This window comes from Streptomyces sp. NPDC002669 (genome assembly GCF_042889165.1).
Taxonomy (GTDB): Bacteria; Actinomycetota; Actinomycetes; order Streptomycetales; family Streptomycetaceae; genus Streptomyces.
Window position 1 is genome coordinate 272,752 of the sequence record NZ_JBIAQQ010000006.1, and the last position, 24,946, is coordinate 297,697.

Consider the following 24,946-nt stretch of genomic DNA (forward strand, 5'->3'; position numbering starts at 1 on the left):
ATCCCAGGACGGGCCGAGGCCCGGACCGGAGATGTACGTCCGAGAAGGAGGAAAAATATGAGTTCCCAGGTTCGTGGCGGCACCAGATGGAAGCGTTTCGCTCTGGTCATGGTGCCGAGCGTCGTCGCGACCGCGGCGGTGGGTGTCGGTCTCGCGCAGGGTGCCCTCGCGGCGTCCTTCAGCGTGTCCGGCCAGAGCTTCAAGGTGAGCACGGACAAGCTCGTCGGTGAGGACTTCGTCCAGTACGGCAGCGTCGCTGTCGGCAAGGACCTCAAGGGCGGCGACGCGGCGCACGCGGTGGCCGTGTCCGGCTTCAGCAAGGCCACGATCACCAACATGTGCCAGTCGGTGGTCACGCCGGGCCTGCCGTTCGGCCTCGGCACCGTCACGCTGCAGCTGAAGGCGGGTACGGACCCGGCCAAGCCGGTCCGGGCGACCAACCTGTACCTCGATGTCGCCGAGCTCGACGCGGACGCGTCGTTCAAGAACATCGACATCGGTGTCGCGGCCGGTAACGTCGGCAAGCCCGGCATCCAGCCGAAGACCGAGGACCGGGTCAACCCGAACGGCTTCGCGCAGCGCGCCGAGTCGGTGACGCTGAAGAACGTGAAGCAGACGGCGTGGGCGACCACGGCCGGTACGTTCAAGCTCAGCAACCTGAGCCTGCGGCTGCACAGTGGCGTCAAGGAGTGCTACTAGGCACCCGCCGGGTGGCCGGGGTCTCCTCGCGGGGCCCCGGCCGCCCACCCTTTCACTTCTCACAGCGGTACCGGTTCCAGGGAGCTGTTTTCCATGAGCCCCGAGTCCACAGGGCAGAACGACCATTACCTTCGCGTCTTCTGGCGCGCATTCCGTGTCTGGCGGGGTAATCGGCCGTTCTGGGCGGGCCTGTTCACCATGGTGGGTGGCCTTCCCATCGCGTATTTCCCGTACGCCAACATGCACCTCGGCAACGTCACGCTGGCGATGTCCACGACCGCCGGGGCCGGGTCCCTGATCATCGGGGTCCTGCTGATCACGCTGGGGCTCACGATGTGGTTCCACCACATCGTGCGGGTGTTCGCCGGCATCGCCGCGATCCTGCTGGCACTGATCTCGATTCCGGTGGCCAACCTCGGCGGCTTCCTGATCGGCTTCCTGTTCTCCATGCTGGGCGGCGCGCTCTCCGTCTCGTGGGCCCCGGGCGAGCCGAAGCCCGAGCCCGAGTCCGCCGGCGCGGTGGACTTCGAGACGGCCGGGAACGGCCGGGGCGCACAGGAGCCCGGCCCCGAGTTCCACACCACGGCGGCGGTGTCCCAGCAGCCGGAGCAGTACGACACGACAGTCGACGTCGACGGCGGGAGGAATCGTGCGGGGTGACGAGACGCAGCTGAACTCGACCGGGGAGGACCTCCGGCCGAGGGGCGGGCCGCGTCACGCGGCCCCCAGGAAGCCGTTGCTGACGAAGCTGCACATACCGGTCGGCAAGGCGTTCGCGCTCGCCGCGATGCCGACGGCCGTCCTCGTGGGCATGGGTCTCACCCCCAAGCTCGCGATGGCCGACGACAACCCGGAGATCCCGTTCGCTCCCGGCCCCTGCGTGACCCGCTCCGACGAGCCGAGCGAGTCGCCCTCGCCGTCCGCCTCGCAGACCAGGTCACCGTCCCCGTCCGCCACCGACTCCGGTGCCGGAAAGGGCGACCCGACGGCCCCGAAGCCCTCGGCCACCCCGTCCGCGGACGAGGCGGCGAAGCCGGAGACGAAGGCCGGGGCGCCCGCCGTCACGCCGAGCGAATCGCCCGCCCCGACGCAGTCGAGGAACCCGCTCGACCCGCTGGGCATCGGCGACGCGCTGCGGGACCTCTTCGACGGACCGGACAAGGAGGAGGCGGACCCGGCCCCGACCGGGAGCACCGAGTCCCCGAAGCCTTCGCAGAGCGCCGAGAAGCCCGCCGACACCGCGAAGAAGACGGCGGACGAGACGGCCGGCAGGACCGCCGACGCCATCCGCGAGGCCGCGGGCAAGGCGGGCAAGCCGGTCGAGGAGCTCGACGAGAGCGTCAAGGGCCTCGACGCCAAGAAGGACGAGGACATCCCGGACGGCGCCAAGCAGCCCTTCCCCTGTCCGACCCTCGACGCCGAGGCGCTGGCCGCGGCCGACCTGGAGACGGGCATCCCGCTGCTCCCGGACGACCCGTGGATCCTGGAGAGTTCGGCGCTCACCCTCAAGGGGCTGGACTACAAGGGCATCGTCGAGGTGAAGACGTACGGCGGCACCGTCAAGAAGGTGCTGAAGTTCACCGCCAGTTCCATCGACATCGACGACCTCCACCAGAAGACCGTCGGCCCGAACGGCACGACGGCCCATGTGGAGGCGCGGAAGGGCTCCAAGTCCACCATCCGCGACGGCGAGGTCACGATGTACACCGAGGAGCTGAAGGGCAATCTCTTCGGCCTGATCCCGGTGACGTTCAGCCCCCAGGCACCGCCCCCGCTGAACGTGCCCCTGGCCATCTTCACCAAGGTCAAGGTGGTCCAGGCCGGTCAGTTCGGCGGCACCCTCACCATCCCGGGGCTGCACAACTACTTCACCGGCGGGAACGGCTAGAAACCGTAACCCCGCACGGCACTGTGGGCCGCACTCCTCGGGGGAGTGCGGCCCACAGCCGCGCCGTACGGGGGTACGGGCCGGGTCAGCCGCGCTCGCCGCCGCCGACGTGGTGCACCCTGACCATGTTCGTCGTGCCGGGGATGCCGGGGGGCGAACCGGCCGTGATGACCATGGTGTCGCCCTCGTTGTAACGGCCCAGCTTCAGCAGCTCGCCGTCGACCAGGTCGACCATCGCGTCCGTGTTGTCCACGTGCGGCACCACATGGGCCTCGACGCCCCAGCTCAGCGCGAGCTGGTTGCGGGTGGACTCGTCCGTGGTGAAGGCCAGGATGGGCTGCTGCGCGCGGTAGCGGGAGAGCCGGCGGGCCGTGTCGCCGGACTTGGTGAAGGCGACCAGCGCCTTGCCGTTCAGGAAGTCCGCGATCTCGCAGGCCGCGCGGGCCACCGAACCGCCCTGGGTGCGCGGCTTCTTGCCCGGCACCAGCGGCTGGAGCCCCTTGGAGAGCAGCTCCTGCTCGGCGGCGACGACGATCTTCGACATCGTCTTGACCGTCTCGATCGGGTACGCGCCCACGCTGGACTCGGCCGACAGCATGACCGCGTCCGCGCCGTCCAGGATCGCGTTGGCGACGTCGGACGCCTCGGCGCGGGTCGGCCGCGAGTTGGTGATCATCGACTCCATCATCTGGGTCGCCACGATCACCGGCTTGGCGTTCCGGCGGCAGAGCTCCACCAGGCGCTTCTGCACCATCGGGACCTTCTCCAGCGGATACTCCACGGCCAGGTCGCCGCGGGCCACCATCACACCGTCGAAGGCCATGACGACCTCCTGCATGTGCTCGACCGCCTGCGGCTTCTCGACCTTGGCGATGACGGGGACCCGGCGGCCCTCCTCGTCCATCACCCGGTGGACGTCCTTGACGTCGTCGGCGTCCCGCACGAAGGACAGCGCCACCAGGTCGCAGCCCATCCGCAGGGCGAACCGCAGGTCGTCGACGTCCTTCTCGGACAGGGCCGGGACGTTGACCGCCGCGCCGGGCAGGTTGATGCCCTTGTGGTCGGAGATGACGCCGCCCTCGATGACGATCGTCCGCACCCGGGGGCCCTCGACCGCGACGACCTTCAGCTCGACGTTGCCGTCGTTGATCAGGATCGGGTCGCCCTTGGCGACGTCGCCGGGCAGCCCCTTGTAGGTCGTGCCGCAGATCGACTTGTCGCCGGGGACGTCCTCCGCGGTGATGGTGAACTCGTCCCCGCGGACCAGCTCGACGGGGCCCTCGGCGAACTTCGCCAGGCGGATCTTCGGCCCCTGGAGGTCGGCGAGCACGCCGATCGCCCGGCCGGTCTCGGCGGCGGCCCGGCGGACCCGGTCGTACCGGGCCTGGTGCTCCTCGTGGCTGCCGTGACTGAAGTTGAAGCGGGCCACGCTCATGCCGGCCTCGATCAGAGCGACCAGCTGCTCGTGGGAGTCGACGGCGGGACCGAGTGTGCAGACGATTTTGGAACGGCGCATGGGGCGGATCCTATCGGTTTGTTTCGCTACGGAATATTCCGTCTGGTGGAAGGTACAAAGGGGCGCGGGGGTGCTCAGTTGTGGGCCTGTCCGACGAGTGCGAAGGTCTGGTCGGCGATCTCCAGCTCCTCGTCCGTCGGCACCACGGCGACCGCGACCCGCGCGTAGTCCGGCGAGATCAGCCGGGGCCCGCCGGACCGCGCCTCGTTCAGATCCGCGTCCACCACCAGCCCGAGCTCCTCCAGACCGGCGATGGCAGCCTGTCGCACCGGCGCCGAGTTCTCCCCGACCCCCGCCGTGAACACCACCGCGTCCACCCGGCCGAGGACCGCCGAATAGGCGCCGATGTACTTCTTCAGCCGGTGCACGTAGATGTCGAACGCCAGCGCCGCCCGCTCGTCGCCCTCGTCGACCCGGCGCCGGATCTCCCGCATGTCGTTGTCGCCGCAGAGCCCGACCAGACCGCTCCTCTTGTTGAGCAGGACGTCGATCTCGTCCGTCGACATGCCCGCGACCCGCTCGAGGTGGAAGGTGACGGCGGGATCGACGTCCCCGGAACGGGTCCCCATCACCAGCCCCTCCAGCGGGGTCAGCCCCATCGAGGTCTCCACGCACCGGCCCCCGGCCACCGCCGACGCCGAGGCGCCGTTGCCCAGGTGCAGCACGATGACGTTGACCTCCTCGGGGGTGCGCCCCAGCAGCTCGGCCGCCTTGCGCGAGACGTACGCGTGCGAGGTGCCGTGGAAGCCGTAGCGCCGGATGCGGTGCGCGTCGGCGGTCTCCGTGTCGATCGCGTACCGCGCCGCGTACTCCGGCATCGTCGTGTGGAAGGCCGTGTCGAAGACCGCCACCTGCGGGAGGTCCGGCCGCAGGGCCCGCGCGGTGCGGATGCCGGTGAGGTTCGCCGGATTGTGCAGCGGGGCCACCGGCACCAGGCGCTCGATCTCCTTCAGCACCTCGTCGTCGATCACCACGGGCTCGGTGAACCGCAGCCCGCCGTGCACCACCCGGTGGCCGATCGCCGCCAGCTCCGGGGAGTCCAGCCCCAGCCCGTCGGCGGCCAGCTCCTCGGCCGCCGCCTTCAGCGCCGCCTCGTGATCGGCGATCGGACCGACGCGCTCGCGCTGCTCGGCACCCCCGCCCAGCAGCGGGGTGTGCACCAGCCGGGAGGTCTCCTCGCCGATCCGCTCGACCAGTCCCACCGCGAGCCGGGAGCGGTCGTTCATGTCCAGCAGCTGGTACTTCACCGACGAGGAGCCGGAGTTGAGGACCAGTACGCGGCAGGCGCCCGCCGTGCCGGAACCCTCTGTGGTCGGGATGGTCATCCGTTCACTCCTCGCCCTGCGCCTGGATCGCCGTGATGGCCACGGTGTTGACGATGTCCTGGACGAGCGCGCCGCGGGACAGGTCGTTGACGGGCTTCCGTAGCCCCTGGAGGACCGGTCCGACGGCCACCGCGCCCGCCGAACGCTGCACGGCCTTGTAGGTGTTGTTGCCGGTGTTCAGGTCCGGGAAGATCAGCACCGTCGCCTGCCCCGCCACCTCGGAACCGGGCAGCTTCGTCGCGGCGACGCTCGGCTCCACCGCGGCGTCGTACTGGATCGGGCCCTCGATCCTGAGGTCCGGCCGGCCCGCCCGGACCCGGTCCGTGGCCGCGCGCACCTTGTCGACGTCGGCACCCGAACCGGAGGTGCCCGTCGAGTACGACAGCATCGCGATCCGCGGCTCCACGCCGAAGCGGGCGGCGGTGGCGGCCGACTGCACCGCGATGTCGGCGAGCTGCTCCGCGTCCGGGTCCGGATTGACCGCGCAGTCGCCGTACACCAGCACCTTGTCGGCCAGGCACATGAAGAAGACGGAGGAGACGATCGAGGCGCCCTCCTTCTTGGTCTTGATGATCTCGAACGCCGGGCGGATCGTCGCCGCGGTGGAGTGCACGGCGCCGGAGACCATGCCGTCCGCCAGGCCCTCCTGGACCATCAGGGTGCCGAAGTAGTTGACGTCCGCGACGACGTCGTACGCCAGCTCCACCGTGACCCCGCGGTGCGCCCGCAGTTGCGCGTACCGCTCGGCGAACGCCTGGCGCAGTTCGGAGGTCTGCGGGTCGACGATCCGGGTCTCGGCGAGGTCGATGCCGAGGTCGGCCGCCTTCTTGCGGATGAGGTCCGGGTCGCCGAGCAGGGTGAGGTCGCAGACGTCGCGGCGCATCAGCACGTCGGCGGCGCGCAGCACCCGTTCCTCGGTGCCCTCCGGCAGCACCACCCGGCGCCGGTCGGCGCGGGCCTGCTCCAGCAGTTCGTGCTCGAACATCATCGGGGTGACGCGGTCGCTGCGGGCCACCGAGATCCGCTCCAGCAGGGCGCCGGTGTCCACATGGCGTTCGAACAGGCCCAGCGCGGTCTCCGCCTTGCGGGGCGTCGCCGCGTTCAGCTTGCCCTCCAGGGCGAAGAGCCTGGCCGCGGTGGGGAAGGAGCCGCCGGCCACCGACACGACCGGGGTGCCCGGTGCGAGTCGCGCGGCCAGCTTGAGTATCTCCTCGCCGGGACGCTCGTCCAGGGTCAGCAGCACACCGGCTATGGGCGGCGTCCCGGCGCTGTGCGCGGCCAGCGAGCCGACCACCAGGTCCGCCCGGTCCCCGGGGGTGACCACCAGGCAGCCCGGCGTCAGCGCGTTCAGCATGTTCGGCAGCATCGCGCCGCCGAAGACGAAGTCCAGCGCGTCCCTGGCCAGGCCGGAGTCGTCACCGAGCAGCACCGTGCCGTCCAGCGCCGCGGTGATCTGGGCGACGGTCGGCGCGGAGAGCGCCGGATCGTCGGGCAGGACCGAACAGAGGACGGGCAGCCGGGCCGTCAGCCGGTCCGCGATGGCGTCGCGGTCCTCGGACGCCACCCGGTTCACGACCATCGCGATGACGTCGCAGCCCAGCCCGGCGTAGGCGCGGTGGGCGTTGCGGGCCTCGGCCCGCACGGACCGGGCGTCCTGGCCCTTCCCGCCGACCACCACGACCACCGAGGCGCCGAACTCGTTGGCCAGGCGGGCGTTGAGCGCCAGCTCGTCGGGGAGCTGGGTCTCGGCGAAGTCGGTGCCGAGCACCAGCACGACCTCGTACTTCCGGGCGACCTGGTGAAACCTTTCGACGAGCCGGGCCACCAGCTCGTCGGTGCCCTGCTCCGCCTGGAGCGCGGACGCCTCGTGGTAGTCCAGGCCGTAGGCCGAACCGGGGTCCTGGGAGAGCCGGTAACGGGCCCGCAGCAGTTCGAACAGCCGATCGGGCCCGTCGTGGACGAGGGGCCGGAACACCCCGACCCGGTCCACCTGACGCGTCAGGAGTTCCATGACTCCCAGATCGACGACCTGGCGGCCGTCTCCCCGGTCGATCCCGGTCACGTACACGCTGCGCGTCACGCGTGCTCTCCCGTCCGATTGCGGTTTGGGATGGTATTGACATGTTGACGATACCCGTGGGGGGCGAGGCGCCGCCCGCCGGGCGAACGGCCCCGTCACAGGGCCGGGAAAGGCTCCGACGGGCCCCGTCGTCGGCACGGCCCGGCGCACCGTCGGAGCACCCGTGCGGGCGTCCCCGGCCCGCCGGGAGCGCCAGGTCCGTACCAGCGTGGAACAATTGCCGTGGCCACGGTACGGGGAACGTCGGCGACCGACCCCAGGCGCCCGGCACGAACGAGCAGGAGACACAGCACGATGCGTATCGGAGTTCTCACCGCAGGCGGCGACTGCCCAGGGCTGAACGCAGTGATCCGGTCGGTCGTCCACCGCGCCGTGGTGGGGCACGGAGATGAGGTCATCGGCTTCGAGGACGGGTTCAAGGGCCTCCTCGACGGCCACTTCCGCCCCCTCGACCTCAACGCGGTCAGCGGCATCCTCGCCCGCGGCGGCACCATCCTCGGCTCGGCCCGGCTGGAGCGCGACCGGCTGCGCGAGGCCGCCGAGAACTGCGCCGAGCTGAGCCGCCGTTACGGCATGGACGCCCTCATCCCGATCGGCGGCGAGGGCACCCTGACCGCCGCCCGGATGCTGTCGGACGCCGGGATGCCCGTCGTCGGCGTGCCCAAGACCATCGACAACGACATCTCCGCCACCGACCGCACCTTCGGCTTCGACACCGCGGTGGGCGTCGCGACCGAGGCCATAGACCGTCTCAAGACCACCGCCGAATCGCACCAGCGGGTCATGGTCGTCGAGGTGATGGGCCGCCACGCGGGCTGGATCGCGCTGGAGTCCGGCATGGCCGGCGGCGCGCACGGCATCTGCCTCCCCGAGCGCCGCTTCGAGGTCGACGACCTGGTCAAGATGGTCGAGGAACGCTTCGCGCGCGGCAAGAAGTTCGCGGTCATCTGCGTCGCCGAGGGCGCGCACCCGGCCGAGGGCTCCATGCCGTACGCGAAGGGCGAGATCGACCAGTACGGCCACGAGCGCTTCCAGGGCATCGGCAACCGGCTGGCCATCGAGCTGGAGACCCGGCTCGGCAAGGAGGCCCGACCGGTCATTCTCGGCCATGTCCAGCGCGGTGGCACGCCGACCGCGTACGACCGGGTGCTCGCCACCCGCTTCGGCTGGCACGCGGTGGAGGCGGCCCACCGCGGCGACTTCGGGCGGATGACGGCGCTGCGCGGCAACGACATCCGGATGGTTCCGCTCGCCGACGCCATCACCCAGCTCAAGACGGTTCCCAAGGACCGGATGGACGAGGCGGAATCGGTCTTCTGACCCACCCGCGCGACGACGCCGTCGCCCCCCGGCACCCGGCGGCCCTGACTGTCCCCCCGTGAACGGTCAGGGCCGCTCGCCGTTCCCACGGCCACGTGGCCGTACGGAGGCACCGGTGCCGGACCGCCCCGGTGCCGGAATCAACTCTTGAGCCCGGGACCCGGATCAACAAGGCTTGTCCCTGTCCGGGACATGTCCCAACGCTGTCCGGACACGGATTCCAGGGGAGGGGCACAGAAGCATGGTGGTCGAGGGCAGAGCTCCGGATCCCCGGGAGGCGCGGAGCGCGGACGAGTTCGTCGCCCTTCTGCGGACGCTCAAGGACGAGTCGGGGCTGACCTTCCGCGAACTGAGCCAGCGTGCCGACGCCGTCGGGGACGTCCTGCCGAGGTCCACGATCGCCAACATGCTCGGGCGCACCTCGGTCCCGCGCGAGGAACTCCTCGCCGCGTTCGTACGGGCCTGCGGATGCGGACCCGCGGAGGTCGGGGACTGGCTCGCGGTGCGCAAGGAACTCGCCGTGCACGGGCGGCGGAGCGCGGCGGCCGGGAACGGGAGCGGCGACCGGGTGGAGGGCGGCGGGGCGGCCGGGGCAGTCGGGGGCGATCCCGCGGACGGGCCGGCACAGCCGCCGTCCGCCCCGCCCGCCGGTCCGGACCCCGCCCGCCGCCGGAGGGTCCCCCTCGTCCTGGCGGCGGTGCTCTGGGCGGTCGTGCTCGCCGCCGCCGTCGCGACGACCGTCGTCCTGCTCGGACGGGACGACGACGGCCCGGACGCCCGCCGGGCGACCGGGCCCGTGGCGGGGCGGACGGTGCAGATACGGTCCGTGCACTCCGGGTTCTGCCTCTCCGAGGAACGGGGGACCGAGTCCGGGAAGCTGCACCAGGTGCCGTGCGAGGAGGAGACGATCCCCGGCTTCTCCCTCCAGCCGCTGGGCGGGGACGTCTGGCGGATCGCCACCGACCACCCGGTCTACGGTCCGGGCTGCACCGGGATCTGGAACGGGGTGCGGGAGAACGGGGCCCCGCTCCAGGACCAGGAGTGCGGCAAGCGCGACGAGGCGGAGCAGTTCCGGATCGAGCCCGCGGGCAGCCCCGTCGAGGGCTACCGGATCCGCCCCGTCCACACCCGTCTGTGCGTCGGTGCCGAGAAGTACAGCAAGGAGCGCGGCGCCGAGCTGGTGCAGACGAACTGCGCGGGGGAGCGGAAGAGCCTGTTCTCCTTCGACCCGGTGGCCCCGAGGACGGACGGCTGAGAACGGTCCGGGCCGGTACCCGGTCCGTTGCCGGGCCGACCGGCTCCGGACCGGTCGCGGGAGCGGTGGCGGGCGGCCGGCCGGAGCGGGCTTCAGACGTGCGGCCCGTGCACCCCGGCCGTCCGCCAGAACCGCTCCAGGACCCCGGACAGGAAGTCCCGCCCCGCCTCACCCGTCGTCCCGGCCCGCTCCGCACCCGTGCCCGTACCGCTCCAGCTCAGCGTCGGGACCATCAACGCCTGGTAGTCGGCGTGCAGTTGCTCCAGCACGTCCTGGACCGCCCCGCGCTCCAGCGGCACCAGTTTCGCCACCGGCCGGACCCGGGCCTGCCAGCGCGTCGTCACCGCGTCGCGCAGCAGCCCGGTCAGCTCCTCGTCCCGGCCGGACACCGTCACGAACCCGGCGGCGGTCAGCCCCAGCACCTTGTTGAGCAGCGCCGACTGCCGGTCGTTGCCGCGCCAGCGCCCGGACTCCTCCATCCGCCGGTACGCGTCCCCGGTCAGCCCCAGCAGCCGGGCGAACTCCGCCGGGTCCAGACCCTTGGCCATCCGGTGCTCCCGCAGGGTGCGGGCCCCGGTGAGCAGTTCGCCCGGGGAGCACCACAACACTCCGGCCAGCGCCGTGAGTTCGTACTCGCTCGGCACGGCGGTGCCCCGCTCCCAGGCGATCACGGTTTCGGTGGCGACCCGCAGTCCGTACTGGGCGCCGAGCCCGTACGCGACATGGCCCGGCAGCATTCCCAGGGCCTCGCGGAGCCGGCGGGCGGCGGGGGCGTCGAAGGGGGGTGAGGGGTGCACGGCCCCACCGTAGGAGTCAAGAAGTGGCATGACTACGGTGTGTTCCACCGATATCCATGAATCATAGGAACCTCCTAGAGGATTCCTTTCCGGGAGAACCTCGGCCGGAATACGCCTCTTCGCGGTTTCACCGGCCGGGCGAGACTGAAGACATGCGGGGGATCGGAACGAGTTCTGACGCGTCGGCGCACGGCACGGTACGGGTGCGCGACGTGGTGCGTGACGTGGTGGCCGAGGTGGCTCCGGAGGAGTCACCCGTCGTCGAGGGGCTGGCCCGGTTCGACGACGCGGCCGTCGTGCGGCTGCTCGGGAGACGCGGAGGCCGCCGCGAACCGCTCGGTTTCGGCCTCGGTGAGATCGCGGTGATCGCCACGCCGGTGGTGTGGCTGGTGGTGGACCAGACGGCACAGCAGCTCGGGAGCGCCGCCGCGGGCGGGGTGACCGCCGGGGTCCGCTCGCTGCTGGGCCGGATGCGGCGACGGCCGGGCGCCGAGGCGACCGTCCCGCCGCTGACGTCCGACCAGCTCGCCGAGGTCCACCGGCAGGTGCGGGAGGCGGCCACCGGGCGCGGCTTCGAGCGGGAGCGTGCCGAGATCCTCGCGGACGCGGTGCTGGCCCGGCTGATGCTCCGCCCGGCACGACCGGAACCGGAGCCGGAGGCGGACGGGGACGGTTCGGCGGACGGTGGAGCCGACGGCGCCCCGCCCGACGGCGGCGACCGCCCGCGGGAGTAGCGGGTGACGGGCGCACCGGCCCGGCCGGTGGGAGGGCCGGTCGGCGCGGGCACGACCATGCGGTTCGTGCTGCTGGCCGTGCTGGTGCTGGTGACCAGCGGCCTGATGCTGCTGTACATGGCCTTCTGGTGGTTCTCGGGGGCCGAGTCGTACAAGTGCGACCTCGCGGCGGGCGTGGACGCCGAGCACATGTCCGACCTGGAGCTGCTGATCACGCGCTCCAGCCAGTGGGTCGCGTACCGGAACTGCCAGCTCGCGCACGCCCGGCCGCCGTCGTGGTGGGTCCCCCTGCTGTGGCTGGGACTCCTGGCCCTGGTGGCCGTCGCGCTCTTCCTCTGGCTGCCGGTGTGGAAGGCGCGGCGCGGGCGGGTGGTGGAGCTGTCGGCGGTCGACGGGGGCCACGCGGTCCGCGACGACCTGGCGGAGGTCGCCGCGCGGGCCGGGCTGGAGCGGCTGCCGCGCGTCGTGGTCGACCCCTCGGTGCTCTCCGTCGGCGCCGTGGTCTTCGGCCGCAACCGCCGTCCGGTGCTCTGCCTGTACGGGGGGCTGCTCGCCCTCCGGGCCCGGGACCCGGGGGCGTTCAAGGCGGTGCTGCTGCACGAGTTCGCCCACATCCGCAACGGGGACGTGACCCTCACCTACGCGACGGTCGCGCTGTGGCGGGTCTTCCTGTTCCTGGTCGCGCCGCCCTACCTGGTGGGCATCGGCATGTACCTGTACCACCAGACCCGCTCGGGCGACTCCCTGTGGGCGGTGCCGGTGCGCAGCGTCATCCAGTTCCTCGCCCTGGTGGCGCTGATGTACCTGGCGCGCTCGGACGTCCTGCGCAGCCGGGAGATCCACGCCGACCGCGCCGCGGTGCGCTGGGGCGCGGACTCCGGCGGCTGGCACGTCACCGAGGTGCCCGCCCCCGGGGGCGGGCCGCGCCGCCGGCTCGCCTCCTTCGCCGCGCTGTGGCGCACCCACCCGCGGTGGGAACTCCGCCGGGGCGCGCTGACCGACTCCGGGCCGGTGTACGCGGTCCCGGCGCTGCCCATGTTCCTCACCGGGGCCGCCACCGTCCTGATCAACTCCCAGCTGTCGCTGGCCCTGCGGCCGTACCTGGAGCTGTCCGCCGCGCCGACCGCGCAGGCGGTGGCCCTGGCCGCGGCGGGCCTGGTCGCCGGGGTGGTCGGCGTCACGCTGTGGCGAGCGGTGATCCACGCGGTGCTGACCGGCCGCCGCCCGCCCTCCGGGCTCCGGGCCGGGCTGTGGCTGGGGGCCGGGATGGCGGTGGGCACCCTGCTCTGCGGACAGGGCACGATCGAGCAGTTCTTCCCCAGCCGGAACGCGCTGCTCCTGCTCTTCCTGCTCGGCGGCCCCGCCTTCACCTGGTGGACCGCGCAGGTGGCCCGGCTCTGGGTCACGGCCTGGCGGGGACGGACGATCCGGGTCGCCCTGGTGGTGAGCCTGGTGGCGGGCGGACTGGCGCTGGCCCAGTGGTTCGGGTGGTGGTACGGCAGCGGCGCGCCGCTCGCGACCGGCTGGTGGTACGAGGCCGAGGGGATGCGGCAGCGGCTGGAGCAGCTGTACCCCGGACCGGCCGCCGATCATGCCACGATGCTCTCCGGGATCGGCGTCGTCTTCCCCCTGGTCCTCAACACCAACGCGCTGCCGCTCTCCGCCGTCGCCGTCGCCGGGCTGTGGCTCGTGCCGCTGGCGGCCTGGATACCGGGGCGGGCCCCCGCCGCCACGCCGTGGACGCGTACCGCCGCCGCCGACATCGAGGGCGCGACGGAGCCGCCCGCGCACCGCCCGCCCCGGCTGCGCGGCGCGCTGCTGACCGGACTGTCCTGCGGCCTGGCCGCCTGCGCCGCAGTGGTGACCGTGCTGGTGCTGCCCGGCACGGGGGCGTCGGGGGCGGCCACCCGGGCAGGCAGCCTTCCGGCGCTGCTCTTCCTCGCGTGGACGTACCTCGCCCTGGTTGCGGCGGCGGTGACGGCCGCCGCGATCGTCTCCGTACGCGCCCGCCGCCACCGTCTGCTCGTCACGCTGATCGCGGCCCACACCGCGGCCCTGGTGGGGGTGGCCGGGGTGCTGGTGCTGCTCCTGTCCGACGGCTGCGTCGGCGGGCTGCGCCTCCTGGAACCCTCCTCCTGCGCCTGGCAGCCCGCCCGGCTGACGTTCTGGCTCGATCTGCACATCACCCTGGACTTCGCGCTGATGACCGTCACCGTCGCCGCCGTCGCGGTGGCCGCGGCGGTGTCGGCGATGCGCCGCGTTCCCGCGCTCCGGCGGCGACCGCGCCGGGCCGCCGGTCCGCGGCGCGACGGCCCGTCAGCCGTCCGCCGGGGTCCGCTCGTGGCGCTGTGCGTCGTGGCGCTGGCCGCCTCCGGGGCCGAGGCGGCGTACCGGCAGGACCGGATGCCGGGAAAGGTCACCGACTACCGCGCCGTCCAGGACGAGTTCCGGCAGGTGTCGCCCCGGGTCGGCACCGGGACCGCCACCCCGTCGACCAGGGCCCGGCAGGCCGACGCCTGGAACGAGATCGGCGGCAAGGAACTCCTGGACCGGTTCCGCCGGGACCGGGGCAGGCTCCTCGCGATCGGACGGACCTTCGTCCGACGCAAGGAACCGCCCTCCTACCTGTTCCGGCTCCGCCCGGTCTGCGAGAGCATCGGGCGCACCGCCGTCGATGCCAGTAGGTACTTCGGCTTCCCGGAGGCGCGCGGACAGCTCCTCTGGCAGCGCTTCGTCCTCGACGCGGCCAACTCCACCCTCGACTGCCGCACGGCCCTGGGCCACCTGAGGGCCGCCCGCTACAAGCAGGCGGGCGCCGCCATCGGCACCACGTTCCAGAAGGCCAACACGGCCTACCGGAGGGCCGACGCGATCGACGCCCGCACCGCGGAGATCCGGCGCGCGGCCGGCCGGTGACCGCCGTCAGCGGTTCTCGGCCACCCAGCGGTAGTGCAGCTCCGGGCGCCCGATCTGGCCGTACTGGGGACTGCGCACCGCCCGCCCCGCCGTCACCAGGTGTTCCAGATAACGGCGTGCGGTGATCCGTGAGATCCCCAGCGCCTCACCGGCCGCCGCCGCCGTCACGCCGTCCGGCGCGGACCGCAGGGCGCGGGTGACGGCCTCCAGCGTCGGACCGCTCAACCCCTTCGGCAGCCGGGCCGGCTGAGGTGCGCGCAGGACGCCGAGCGCCCGGTCCACCTCGTCCTGGCCGCTCGCCTCCCCGGCCGCCGCCCGGAACTCGGCGTAGCGCACGAGCCGGTCGCGCAGGGTGGCGAAGGTGAACGGCTTCAGCACGTACTGGACGACACCGAGCGAGACCCCCTCCCGGACGACGGCCAGATCGCGCGCCGACGTCACCGCGATGACGTCGGCCGAGTGCCCGGCCGCGCGCAGCGAGCGCAGCAGTTGCAGGCCGTGGCCGTCGGGCAGGTACAGGTCCAGCAGCAGCAGATCGACCGGGGTGCGCTCCAGCGCCCGCGCCGCCTGGGCCCGCGAGTGCGCGACGGCCGCCACCTCGAACCCCGGCACCCGGTCCACGTACAGCCGATGGGCGTCGGCCGCGACGGGATCGTCCTCGACGACCAGCACCCGGATCACGAGAGGACCCTCTTCCCGGTGACGGGCGCGGCCTCGGGCGCCGGTGCCGGGGCGGGTACGGGCCCCGAAGCCGAAGCCCGGACGGGTGCGGCGGCCGGGGGCAGTCGTACCGTGAACTCCGCGCCGCCGTCCGCCCCGCGGTCCAGCGTCACCGACCCGCCGTTGCGGTGCACCGCCTGCCGGACGAGGGCGAGCCCGATGCCCCGGCCCGCGCCGTGCGTCGACCAGCCGCGGGCGAACACCTCCGCGGCGGCGTCCGGGTCGATCCCGGCCCCGGTGTCGGCGACCCGCAGCAGCAGCCCGTCCTCCCCGGCGAGCGCGGTGACGGTGACCCGGGCCCGGCCGCCCGGCCGTCCGGCCGCTTCCCGCCGGCCGGGCCCGGACCCCGGCGCACCGGCCGCCGCCTCCGAGGCCGCGTCCACCGCGTTGTCGATCAGATTGCCGAGGATCGTCACCAGGTCCCGGTGCGCCAGGGCCGGGGGCAGGGAACCGTCGTCGATCAGGCTGTCCTCCGCGAGCACCAGTTCCACGCCCCGTTCGTTGGCCTGCGCCGCCTTGCCGAGCAGCAGCGCGGCCAGCACCGGTTCGGCGACCGCGCCCACCACCCGGTCGGTGAGCGCCTGGGCCAGCTCCAGCTCGGCGGTGGCGAAGCCCACCGCCTCGTCGGCCCGGCCCAGCTCGATCAGCGAGACGACGGTGTGCAGCCGGTTCGCCGCCTCGTGCGCCTGCGAGCGCAACGCCTGGGTGAAGCCCCGCTCCGAGTCCAGCTCGCCCGAGAGCGCCTGGAGTTCCGTGTGGTCGCGCAGGGTCACGACGGTGCCGCGCTGCTCGCCGCCCACCACCGGGCGGGTGTTGACCACGATCACCCGGTCCGCCGTCAGATGCAGCTCGTCGACCCGCTCCTCGGAGGCGAGCAGCGCACCGGTCAGCGGCGCCGGCAGCTCCAGCTCGTCGACCCGGCGCCCGACCGCGCCCGGCTCCAGCCCCAGCAGCTCCCGGCCCGCGTCGTTGATGAGCGCGATCCTGCGCCGCCCGTCGAGCATCAGCAGCCCCTCGCGCACCGCGTGCAGCGTGGCCTGGTGGTAGTCGTGCAGGCGGCTCAGCTCGGCGGCGTTCATGCCGTGCGTGTGCCGCCGCAGCCGGGCGTTGATCACATAGGTGCCGATGCCGCCGAGCGCCAGCGCCCCGCCCGCCGCCAGCCCCAGCGCCCCGAGCTGCTCCCGCACCTGCGAGGAGACCCGCTCGACCGTGATGCCCGCACTGACCAGACCGACGATCCGGCCGCCGTCGCGGACCGGCGTGACGACCCGGATCGAGGGGCCGAGCGTGCCGGTGTACGTCTCCGAGAACGTCTCGCCGCGCAGCGCCCGCGCGGTGTGCCCGAGGAACTCCTCCCCGATCCGCTCGGTGTCCGGATGCGTCCAGCGGACCCGGTCCGGGGACATGATCGTGACGAAGGCGATCCCGGTGTCCTTGCGCACCCGCTCCGCGTACGGCTGGAGCACGGCCGACGGATCGGGGCCGGCGATCGCCTCCCGCACGGACGGCGAACCGGCGATCGCCAGCGCGGCCGCCCGCACCTGCCGGGCCGCGGTCTCCTCCGCCTGCTCGCTGCCGGAGACGTAGGCGAAGAACGCGCACCCCGCCACCACGGCGGCCACCAGCACCACCTGCATGGCGAAGAGCTGGCCGGCCAGGCTGCGGGGACGGGTACGGGGCAGACGCATGACCACCAGTGTGCCCGGCCGGAAACACGTGAACGAAATGCACGCAACGGTGACCGGGGTCACAGGGAGCGAGATATTCACCAAGGGTTTTTCCGGCCGGACGCGCCGGGCAGGCCCTTGCGCCCCCAGGGACGGGGGAGTGACCCGGACGAGCCGAGGAGAACCCCCGTGGGAGTGGCAGCCGCCAGGCGGGACCGCACGCACTATCTGTATCTCGCCGTGATCGCGGCGGTCGGGCTCGGCATCCTCGTGGGCTTCGTCGCCCCGGGTGTCGCCGTCGAGCTCAAGCCGATCGGCACCGGCTTCGTGAACCTGATCAAGATGATGATCTCGCCCATCATCTTCTGCACGATCGTGCTGGGCGTCGGCTCGGTGCGCAAGGCGGCCAAGGTCGGCGCGGTCGGCGGTCTCGCCCTCGGCTACTTCCTGGTGATGTCGACCGTCGCGCTCGCCATCGGCCTGCTCGTCGGCAACCTCCTGGAGCCCGGCCAGGGCCTGCACCTCACCGAGGCGGCACGGGCCGCAGGGGAGAAGCAGGCGGCGGGCGCCAGTGAGTCCACCGTGGACTTCCTGCTCGGCATCATCCCGACCACGATGGTCTCCGCCTTCACCGAGGGCGAGGTGCTCCAGACCCTGCTGATCGCACTGCTCGCGGGCTTCGCGCTCCAGGCCATGGGCGCGGCGGGCGAACCGGTGCTGCGCGGCATCGGCCACATCCAGCGCCTGGTCTTCCGCATCCTCGCCATGATCATGTGGGCGGCCCCGGTCGGCGCGTTCGGCGCGATGGCCGCGGTGGTCGGCGAGACCGGCATCGACGCACTGAAGTCGCTCGCGATCATCATGGTCGGCTTCTACATCACCTGCGCGATCTTCGTCTTCGTGGTGCTCGGCACGATCCTGCGCCTGGTCGCCGGGGTCAACCTGCTCGCCCTGCTGAAGTACCTGGGCCGTGAGTTCCTGCTGATCCTCTCCACCTCCTCCTCGGAGTCCGCCCTGCCGCGGCTCATCGCGAAGATGGAGCACCTGGGCGTCAGCCGGCCGGTCGTCGGCATCACCGTGCCGACCGGCTACTCCTTCAACCTCGACGGCACCGCGATCTACCTCACGATGTCCTCGCTCTTCATCGCCAACGCGATGGGCGACCCGCTGAGCGCCGGTGAGCAGATCTCCCTGCTGCTCTTCATGATCGTCGCCTCCAAGGGCGCGGCCGGGGTCACCGGCGCGGGCCTGGCCACCCTCGCGGGCGGCCTCCAGTCGCACCGCCCCGGCCTGGTCGACGGCGTCGGCCTGATCGTCGGCATCGACCGCTTCATGAGCGAGGCCCGCGCCCTGACGAACTTCGCGGGCAACGCCGTGGCCACCGTCCTGGTCGGCACCTGGACCAAGGAGATCGACAAGGAGCGGGTCGACCGGGTCCTGTCCGGCGCGCTCCCCTGGGACGAGCGGATGCTCAACCAGGACGGCGAGGCGGCGGACGTCCCGGAGCAGCGCGCCGGCGACGAGGAACTCGCCGTGACGAAGGCGTAGGCACAGGGGCACACGGGGGACACGGGCGCCGGCGCACCGGAACACAGCCCGGAACACAACGGCGAGGGGCCGTCGCGGACACACCCGCGACGGCCCCTCGTACTCACTCTCCAGCCCTTTGCCTTGACGTCCGCGTCAAGGTCTACGGTCGAGGACATGCGAATCGGGGAACTGGCCGAACGGGCCGGAACGACCACGCGGACGCTGCGCTACTACGAGTCCCGCGGCCTGCTGCCCGCGCGGCGGGCCGACAACGGCTACCGCGCGTACGACGAGGACGACCTGCGCATGGTCCAGCAGATCCGGACCCTCCAGGACTTCGGGTTCGAGCTGGAGGAGACCCGGCCGTTCGTCGAGTGCCTGCGCGCCGGTCACCCGGCCGGTGACGCCTGCCCCGCCTCGCTCGCCGTCTACCGGCGCAAGCTCGACGAGCTCGACGCGCTCATCGAGCAGCTCCGGACGGTCCGCGCCCAGGTGGGCGCACAGCTCGCCAGAGCCGAGCTGGAGGCCGGGGCGGCGCTGCCCGGCGGTCCGGAACCACGTTGTGAACTGGGAGGATGACAGATGATCCACACGGCAGAGGGTGTCGCCGAGATCACCGACACCACCTTCGACGAGGAGGTGCTCGGGGCCGGTCTCCCCGTCCTGGTCGAGTTCACCGCCGACTGGTGCGGCCCGTGCCGCCAACTCGCCCCCGTGCTGGCCGCCGTCGCCGCCGAGCAGGCCGGGCGCCTCAAGATCGTCCAGATCGACGCCGACCACAACCCGGGGACCGCGAGCCGGTACGCGGTGCTGTCGATGCCGACCCTGATGGTCTTCCGCGACGGCGAACCCGTGAAGTCGATGGTGGGCGCCCGCCCGAAGCGCAAGCTGCTCCAGGAACTGGAGGAGGTCTTCGAGGCGGCGTGAGGCGGCGTCTGCTCGAATCGCGATGGGCGGAGTGCGGCCGTAGCGGCCGTTCTCGGGCGCCCGTTATGGCCCTTGCCTACTCGAACCGTTTCAGGCGCTCGATGAAGCCGTCGATCTCGATGAGTCCGAGTGCGTCCGGTCCGCGATACCGGCTGGTCGCTTCCCGCAGCCTGATCGCAGCGGTGCGTGCCTGGGGGAAGCGCTCCGCCCCGGCCTCCAGACGCATGATGTGTGCGAGCGCTTCCAGGTAGCGGTCGACGGCCATCTTGTCGTGCTCGTCAGGGGCCTGCTGCACGTAGGCGTCGAAAGCGGCTACGGCGGCGGAGGCTTCTCCGAGCTCCATACGGCACTGGGCTGCGAAGAAGCGGCACTGCTGTGCTTCTGCGTCGTCAGCGCCGAATCGTCGGCCGATTTCGTTCGCAGCCTCTTCGAAGAGACCGAGAGCTTCCCGGTGTGCTCCAGCGAGGAATTTCACGTGCGCGAGGGACAGGTTCAGGTATCCCACCAACCTGTCGTCCTCGGCTCTGGCGGAGGCGGCGACCAGGACATCCGCGGCCTGCGTGAACTGCTTCTGCAGAGCCAGCTCCTCCGCACGCTCCGTTGCCTGCTCGGCCTCTGCGTCGGTCAGCGGCGGGAGAGAGGGGACCGCCTCCACAGGAACATCGAGCACCGTCGGCACGTAGCCCAGGAACCCGCCGGAACCATGACGTACCGACCCTCCGAACGGCTGGGTAAAAGGCGTGCATGGATCGAGTTCCAGACCATCAGCCGTCAGCAGGCGCGGGGTCCCGAGAGGGGCCCCCTGGCTTGCCAGGGGCAGCAACGCCTCGTAGACAGCCGCAGCGGACACACGTTGCTCGGAGTCCTTGTGCAGCATACGGAGCAGAAGTTGTTCGATGTCCGTCGGCACATCGGACCGAGCTCCCCTGATCGGCGGGGGCTGCGTGTGCACATGGTGCCAAGCGAGGGACTGATCGGCGGATGCAGTGAACGGAGTGCGGCCGGTGAGTAGTTGGTACAGCACACAGGCGAGCGCGTAGACGTCCGCAGCCGGACCGACCGCATTCGCCAGGCTCTGTTCGGGAGACATGAAAGCCGGCGTTCCTACGGTCATGCCCTCCTGCGTCAGATGGGGATTCGCCCCGGAACCGAGGAGTGCCGCGACACCGAAGTCGAGGACCTTCACCACCCCGCCCGGCGTGAGCATGAGATTCGCCGGCTTGATGTCGCGGTGCACCACGTCGTGGCGGTGGACCTCGTGCAGGGCAGAGGCGATCTGCGCCCCGATGGCCGCAGCCCAAGCCACGGGCAGGGGCTCGTAGTCGTAGTCCGTCTCATCGATGAGGGTCTGTACCTCACGCCCCTTCAACAGTTGCATCACCACATAGAGTCGCCCGGTTGCCTCGTCGAGCCCGGTGTCATAGACCGCCGGAAGGCCCGGATGCTCGTGCAGCCCGGCGGTCGTACGCACCTCACGGAGGAAGCGCCGCCGCCGGGTCTCCAACGCTTCGTGGTGGGCCGCGTTCTGGACGGCGGCGACGTACGGGGACGGCTGCTCGGCCAGCATCATCTTGACCGCGACGCGACGGTCAAGACTCTCGTCATAGGCATGCCACACCTCGCCCATGCCTCCGGACCCGATGGGGGCGTGCAGGCGGTACCGTCCCGCGAGCGCCCTGCCTTGTTCTGCTGCGCCCTGCTCCGGTCCCGAGCCCCCATGTGGCACGCCTCTCCCTCGTGGTGATGTGCTGACCCTCCGTGCAGATTACGGGGTGAAGGGTTCCGCCCGTCGAGTTCCGCTCTTCTTCAGCTCCGCCGCCCGTTCGGCAGTGGCCAACCGGTCTGCCTCACGTCGAGCCGGTCGGCGGATCAGGTTGTAGGACTGAGCGGTCGCGACCTGCCTGAACAAGCGGTTCACCGGGTCCTCGTCGAAGTAGCGCACCATCAGAGCGTCGTTCGACTGGGCCTGCTTGATGACGAAGTCATCCATCTCCTTGGCCAGTTCGCGCCCGTACGTCTCCTCGTCCTGGTGGAGACCGATCTCCTGCATGTCCGGGTTCTCGGCGATCGAGACCACCAGCTGACCGAGAAGGATCTGGTCCGTGGTGGACAGCTCCGCTCCCAACTCGTCATTGATGGACTGGATGACCTCGGCGAGAGACTTCTCCGCAACCTCGACTGCCGCGCCCGCCGCCTCCGGAAGTCCCGGCAGCACCTGGGCGCCGACGACATCCAGCCTCAGCTCGGGTGAGCCGGTCTGCTTGACTCGCATATGGCTTGGCACGGTCTCGCCTATGTCGGCGGCTGCGGTTCCGTCCGGACGCGGCAGCCGCCGCAGCAGGAAGCGGCCGTACTGGAAGAGCCGTTCGAGTTCACGGTTCTCGAAGCCGATGATGTGTGAAAGCCAGCCGTATGCCTTGACATACGACTGCAGGGCGCGCCGGAACTCCTCAGCCTTGTCCGGCTCGTTCGCCGCGAGCTTGTTGAAGCGATCAACTGACCGGTCGGTGTACTGGTAGAGCCGGGCGTGGGCCTTCTTCACACGGTCCTCGGAGGCCCTGCCCTCGTCGAATGCGCCGAAGTACGCCTTGACGAGCGCTTCCATGTCGGCTTCCACCAGCAACTGGTACGCCATGACCTCGTCCTGCCGGTCGAACAGCAGGTTGGGGTCGATCTCTTCGGTCAGCGACGTCTCGTAGTACTTCTGGAACGCATCGAGGATCACTTCGGGCTTGTTGGCGAAGTCCAGTACGAACAGATCCTCCTGGGACTTCTCCGGATGCGTGCGGTTGATGCGCGAGAGTGTCTGCACGGCAGCCACGTTGGCGAGCGGCTTGTCGACGTACATGGTCGTCAGGAGCGGCTGGTCGAAGCCTGTCTGGTACTTCTCCGCGACAACGAGGATGCGGTACTCGGGCCTGGGGACGGACGGCGGGTTCGGGTCGTCGACGCGTACGTACCCGAAGCGGCCCGGCAGTTCCTTCTCTGGGAAGCCGTTGAGCTTCGACTCGGTGTACTCGACGCCGTCGCGCGTGAGTGCTCCGGAGAACGCGACCAGTGCCGAGCAGTCCGTGGCCCGGCGCTCGTCCACGTATTTGCGGATCTCCTGGTAGAGCCGGACCGCGTGTTCGCGGCTGGGTGTGACGACCATGGCCTTTGCCCGCCCGCCCAGCTTGTCGGCGCTGTGCGAGCGGAAGTGGTCCACCATGATTTTTGCCCGTTGGGCCATCGAGGCTTCGGACAGCAGCGCCGTACGAACGAGTTTGGAACGAGCCTTGCGCGGGTCCACCTGCTGTTCGACTTGTTCGGCCGCGTCGTTGTGCAGCTTGAAGTAGGTGCCCCAGGTCGTGTAGGTGCCCAGTACATCGAGGATGAAGCCCTCGTCGATGGCCTGGCGCATGGAGTACACATGGAATGGGCCGGGCTGACCGGTGGCCGGGTCCGGCGTTCCGAAGAGTTGCAGAGTCTTGGACTTGGGTGTGGCGGTGAACGCGAAGAAGGACATGTTCGGCTGCTTGCCACGGGCGAGAGCTTCAGCGGTCAGGGGATCGCCGTCCGCGTCGACCGTGTTGGCGCCGAGCGCCTTCTTGAGCGCGGCCGAACCGTCGCCGCCTTGGGACGAGTGCGCCTCGTCGATGATCACCGCATACCGGAGCTCGCCGAGCCCGCCGACTTTTTTCAGGACGAACGGGAACTTCTGCAGGGTGGTGATGACGATGCGCGCGGTGGTGCCGGTCAGCGCCTCGGCGAGCTGCGCGGAGTCCTCGTCGACCCGCACGACGACGCCAGGGGTATGCGTGAACTGATAGATGGTGTCCTGGAGTTGTTTGTCCAGTACCCGACGGTCGGTGATTACGACGACCTTGTCGAAGACTGGCTGGTTCGTCTCCATTCCCTTCTCCCGTGCGACCGTTCCGATCCGGGACGGGTCCTCCGGGGTGTGCAGGGAGGAGAGACGATGTGCGAGCCAGGCGATGGTGTTGGACTTCCCGGAGCCGGCTGAATGCTGGACGAGATAGTTCTCCCCGGCGCCGTTCAGCACCGCGTGCGCGGTGAGCTCCCGCACGGCGTGCCACTGATGGAACCGCGGGAAGATCAAGGGCTGGGTGTGCGCGCTGCCGGGGCGGTGGGACGGTGACTTGCCGGCCTTCGCCTGTTCGTCCTCGATATGCAGGTAGCGCTCAAGGAGCTCCAGCCAGTTGTCGCGCTGCCAGATCTGCTCCCAGAGGTACGAGACGGGGTACGCCCCGTCCACCGCCGTCGGCGGGTTGCCCGCACCACCGGTTGTGCCAGGGCCGCCGGTGCCGGTGTTGAAGGGCAGGAAACGGGTCTTCGAACCGGCCAGGCGAGTGGTCAGAAACGCCAGCTGCGGATCGACCGCGAAGTGGACGAGGGTCCGCTTGGCGAAGAAAATCTCCTTCGGGTCGCGGTCTTTACGGTACTGCCGGATGGCGTGCTCGACGTTGGGCCCGGTGAAGTGGTTCTTCAGCTCGATGGAAGCGATGGGAATGCCGTTGACGAAGAGCGCGAGATCCACGGATTTGTCCGGCGTCTTCGCGGAGTAGTGGAACTGTCGGACAACGGTGAGACGGTTGGCGTCGTACTGGTCCAGTGCCCCGGCTGCGAGGGTGTGAGCGGGCCGGAAGAAGACGAGCCGAATTTTCACGTTGCGGTCGTTCACACCGCGCCGGAGCACGTCCAGTGCGCCACGCTTGTCGATCTGCTCCGCCACACGCTTGGCGAACCGCTGGGTGGCTGCGGCCTCGTTCTCTCCGTACTCGGCCTGCAACCGCAGCCAGGCGTCCTTCTGCGAGGCGCGGAGGAAGCCGGCGAGTTCGTCGGTGTCGATGCCGATATCGCGCTTGTACCCCTTGGCCGGGCTTTTGCGCCAGCCGTGAGCCAGAAGCCCGGCCTCCACTGCGTTCTCGAAGGCTTCCTCGGTGTCGTTGCGCACCATGGAGGTCAGACCCCTCGCTTCCCGGTCATGAGGTAGTGGACGTCACGGCAGAACTTGTCGAACGAGGATGAATTGGCACGCGCCATCGCGATGTCGAAGACCTCGGCGAGTGCGGCCTGGTCGACGACTGGTTTGTACGGCCGACCATCCACACGATGGTGGGTGAGCCACCCCTTGCAATCGCGAGGGGCTTCGCAGTCCTCGGGCACTTCGAGTCCGTGCGGCAGGCCCCGGCAGCCGCCCAGCGTGGGTGCGGCAGCGATGAACCACGCCTCGAACTCGCGCTGGGCCAGAACCACGGCCGTACGCCGATCGGGGCGGGCAGCGGTCGCCCGCTCCAGCAGTGACGGTCCCAGGGCCGTCGGGCAGTCGTCGTCCGCGTCCAGCACGACGAGGACGCCGCCCGCGCCGTCCGCCGGGACGCGGTCGGCCAGAGCATCGACCGATGCTTCGGGCCCGCCCTGTTTGATCAGGCGGCCGCGTCCCACCCGGTAGGGCTTGGGAATGTTCGCATCCCATACCCCGGCTTCGTGCGCCAGCCGTCGCAGGAGGGTCGGTAGCGCCGAAAGCTCTCCCTCACCCTCCACGATGGAGGCGATGGTCATCCGCCCCATA

General features: G+C 71.0%; 19 protein-coding genes. 10 read left to right on the forward strand and 9 right to left on the reverse strand.

Translation table 11 applies throughout. The features are described 5' to 3' along the window. The first annotated feature begins 57 nt into the window (after positions 1 to 57). The 3 genes from ACFYW1_RS12255 to ACFYW1_RS12265 all read left to right on the forward strand — a co-directional run bounded on the left by ACFYW1_RS12255 (position 58) and on the right by ACFYW1_RS12265 (position 2,587). On the forward strand, positions 58 to 699 hold the full coding sequence (locus tag ACFYW1_RS12255) for a DUF6230 family protein (protein ID WP_388990605.1): 642 nt from the start codon (positions 58 to 60) through the stop codon (positions 697 to 699). 93 nt (positions 700 to 792) lie between these two features. Beyond that, a complete protein-coding gene (locus ACFYW1_RS12260) occupies positions 793 to 1,359 on the forward strand; it encodes a DUF6114 domain-containing protein (protein ID WP_388990607.1) in 567 nt (188 codons plus the stop codon). Continuing rightward, positions 1,349 to 2,587 carry a hypothetical protein gene (locus ACFYW1_RS12265; protein ID WP_388990609.1) on the forward strand — a complete coding sequence of 413 codons (1,239 nt, stop codon included), beginning with the start codon at positions 1,349 to 1,351 and terminating at the stop codon, positions 2,585 to 2,587. Before ACFYW1_RS12260 ends, ACFYW1_RS12265 begins: the two co-directional genes overlap by 11 nt. 85 nt (positions 2,588 to 2,672) lie before the next feature. Here the strand turns inward: ACFYW1_RS12265 and pyk are convergent, their stop codons facing one another. The 3 genes from pyk to pta form a co-directional block, all read right to left on the reverse strand. Further along, complete coding sequence (gene pyk / locus ACFYW1_RS12270) at positions 2,673 to 4,103, reverse strand: pyruvate kinase (protein ID WP_388990611.1); 1,431 nt, start codon at positions 4,101 to 4,103, stop codon at positions 2,673 to 2,675. 74 nt (positions 4,104 to 4,177) lie between these two features. Beyond that, a complete protein-coding gene (locus ACFYW1_RS12275) occupies positions 4,178 to 5,428 on the reverse strand; it encodes an acetate kinase (RefSeq protein WP_388990613.1) in 1,251 nt (416 codons plus the stop codon). Positions 5,429 to 5,432: 4 nt separating this feature from the next. Next, positions 5,433 to 7,508, reverse strand: coding sequence for a phosphate acetyltransferase (pta, locus tag ACFYW1_RS12280; protein WP_388990615.1), 2,076 nt, complete (start codon positions 7,506 to 7,508; stop codon positions 5,433 to 5,435). Positions 7,509 to 7,802: 294 nt separating this feature from the next. On the opposite strand from pta, the gene ACFYW1_RS12285 reads away from it, so the two are divergent. Both ACFYW1_RS12285 and ACFYW1_RS12290 read left to right on the forward strand, forming a co-directional pair. Next, entirely contained in the window at positions 7,803 to 8,828 is a 1,026-nt protein-coding gene (locus ACFYW1_RS12285; protein ID WP_356930727.1) for an ATP-dependent 6-phosphofructokinase, read from the forward strand. A 241-nt stretch (positions 8,829 to 9,069) separates the two neighbouring features. Next, complete coding sequence (locus ACFYW1_RS12290) at positions 9,070 to 10,083, forward strand: helix-turn-helix domain-containing protein (protein ID WP_388990617.1); 1,014 nt, start codon at positions 9,070 to 9,072, stop codon at positions 10,081 to 10,083. Between the two features lie 92 nt (positions 10,084 to 10,175). On the opposite strand, the gene ACFYW1_RS12295 is transcribed toward ACFYW1_RS12290, so the two are convergent. Further along, positions 10,176 to 10,820 (reverse strand): XRE family transcriptional regulator, encoded by a 645-nt coding sequence (locus ACFYW1_RS12295; RefSeq protein WP_388990793.1) that lies wholly within the window; start codon positions 10,818 to 10,820, stop codon positions 10,176 to 10,178. A 212-nt stretch (positions 10,821 to 11,032) separates the two neighbouring features. On the opposite strand from ACFYW1_RS12295, the gene ACFYW1_RS12300 reads away from it, so the two are divergent. After that, positions 11,033 to 11,614 (forward strand): hypothetical protein, encoded by a 582-nt coding sequence (locus ACFYW1_RS12300; RefSeq protein WP_388990619.1) that lies wholly within the window; start codon positions 11,033 to 11,035, stop codon positions 11,612 to 11,614. A 3-nt stretch (positions 11,615 to 11,617) separates the two neighbouring features. Beyond that, positions 11,618 to 14,530 carry a M48 family metallopeptidase gene (locus tag ACFYW1_RS12305; protein WP_388990621.1) on the forward strand — a complete coding sequence of 971 codons (2,913 nt, stop codon included), beginning with the start codon at positions 11,618 to 11,620 and terminating at the stop codon, positions 14,528 to 14,530. A gap of 6 nt (positions 14,531 to 14,536) precedes the next feature. On the opposite strand, the gene ACFYW1_RS12310 is transcribed toward ACFYW1_RS12305, so the two are convergent. Together ACFYW1_RS12310 and ACFYW1_RS12315 are read right to left on the reverse strand one after the other, a co-directional pair. After that, positions 14,537 to 15,211 carry a response regulator gene (locus ACFYW1_RS12310; protein WP_388990623.1) on the reverse strand — a complete coding sequence of 225 codons (675 nt, stop codon included), beginning with the start codon at positions 15,209 to 15,211 and terminating at the stop codon, positions 14,537 to 14,539. Beyond that, positions 15,208 to 16,938, reverse strand: coding sequence for an ATP-binding protein (locus ACFYW1_RS12315; protein WP_388990626.1), 1,731 nt, complete (start codon positions 16,936 to 16,938; stop codon positions 15,208 to 15,210). Before ACFYW1_RS12315 ends, ACFYW1_RS12310 begins: the two co-directional genes overlap by 4 nt. A 168-nt stretch (positions 16,939 to 17,106) precedes the next feature. Here ACFYW1_RS12315 and ACFYW1_RS12320 point away from each other — a divergent pair, with 168 nt between their 5' ends. The 3 genes from ACFYW1_RS12320 (at position 17,107) to trxA (ending at position 19,374) form a co-directional block, all read left to right on the forward strand. Beyond that, positions 17,107 to 18,465 carry a cation:dicarboxylate symporter family transporter gene (locus ACFYW1_RS12320; protein ID WP_388990628.1) on the forward strand — a complete coding sequence of 453 codons (1,359 nt, stop codon included), beginning with the start codon at positions 17,107 to 17,109 and terminating at the stop codon, positions 18,463 to 18,465. 156 nt (positions 18,466 to 18,621) lie between these two features. After that, the gene (locus ACFYW1_RS12325) at positions 18,622 to 19,026 is read left to right on the forward strand and encodes a MerR family transcriptional regulator (RefSeq protein ID WP_388990630.1); all 405 of its coding nucleotides are present in this window, start codon (positions 18,622 to 18,624) and stop codon (positions 19,024 to 19,026) included. Positions 19,027 to 19,029: 3 nt separating this feature from the next. Then, entirely contained in the window at positions 19,030 to 19,374 is a 345-nt protein-coding gene (gene trxA, locus ACFYW1_RS12330; RefSeq protein ID WP_388990632.1) for a thioredoxin, read from the forward strand. A 76-nt stretch (positions 19,375 to 19,450) separates the two neighbouring features. On the opposite strand, the gene ACFYW1_RS12335 is transcribed toward trxA, so the two are convergent. The 3 genes from ACFYW1_RS12335 to ACFYW1_RS12345 are packed head-to-tail and all read right to left on the reverse strand — an operon-like array spanning position 19,451 to position 24,936. Then, positions 19,451 to 21,100, reverse strand: a complete 1,650-nt coding sequence (locus ACFYW1_RS12335; RefSeq protein ID WP_388990634.1) for a serine/threonine-protein kinase — start codon at positions 21,098 to 21,100, stop codon at positions 19,451 to 19,453. A 39-nt stretch (positions 21,101 to 21,139) separates the two neighbouring features. Continuing rightward, positions 21,140 to 24,331: a type I restriction endonuclease subunit R gene (locus tag ACFYW1_RS12340; protein WP_388990636.1), complete on the reverse strand. Its 3,192-nt coding sequence runs from the start codon at positions 24,329 to 24,331 to the stop codon at positions 21,140 to 21,142. 5 nt (positions 24,332 to 24,336) lie between these two features. Then, positions 24,337 to 24,936, reverse strand: coding sequence for a DUF4276 family protein (locus tag ACFYW1_RS12345; RefSeq protein WP_388990638.1), 600 nt, complete (start codon positions 24,934 to 24,936; stop codon positions 24,337 to 24,339). Between the last annotated feature and the right edge of the window lie 10 nt (positions 24,937 to 24,946).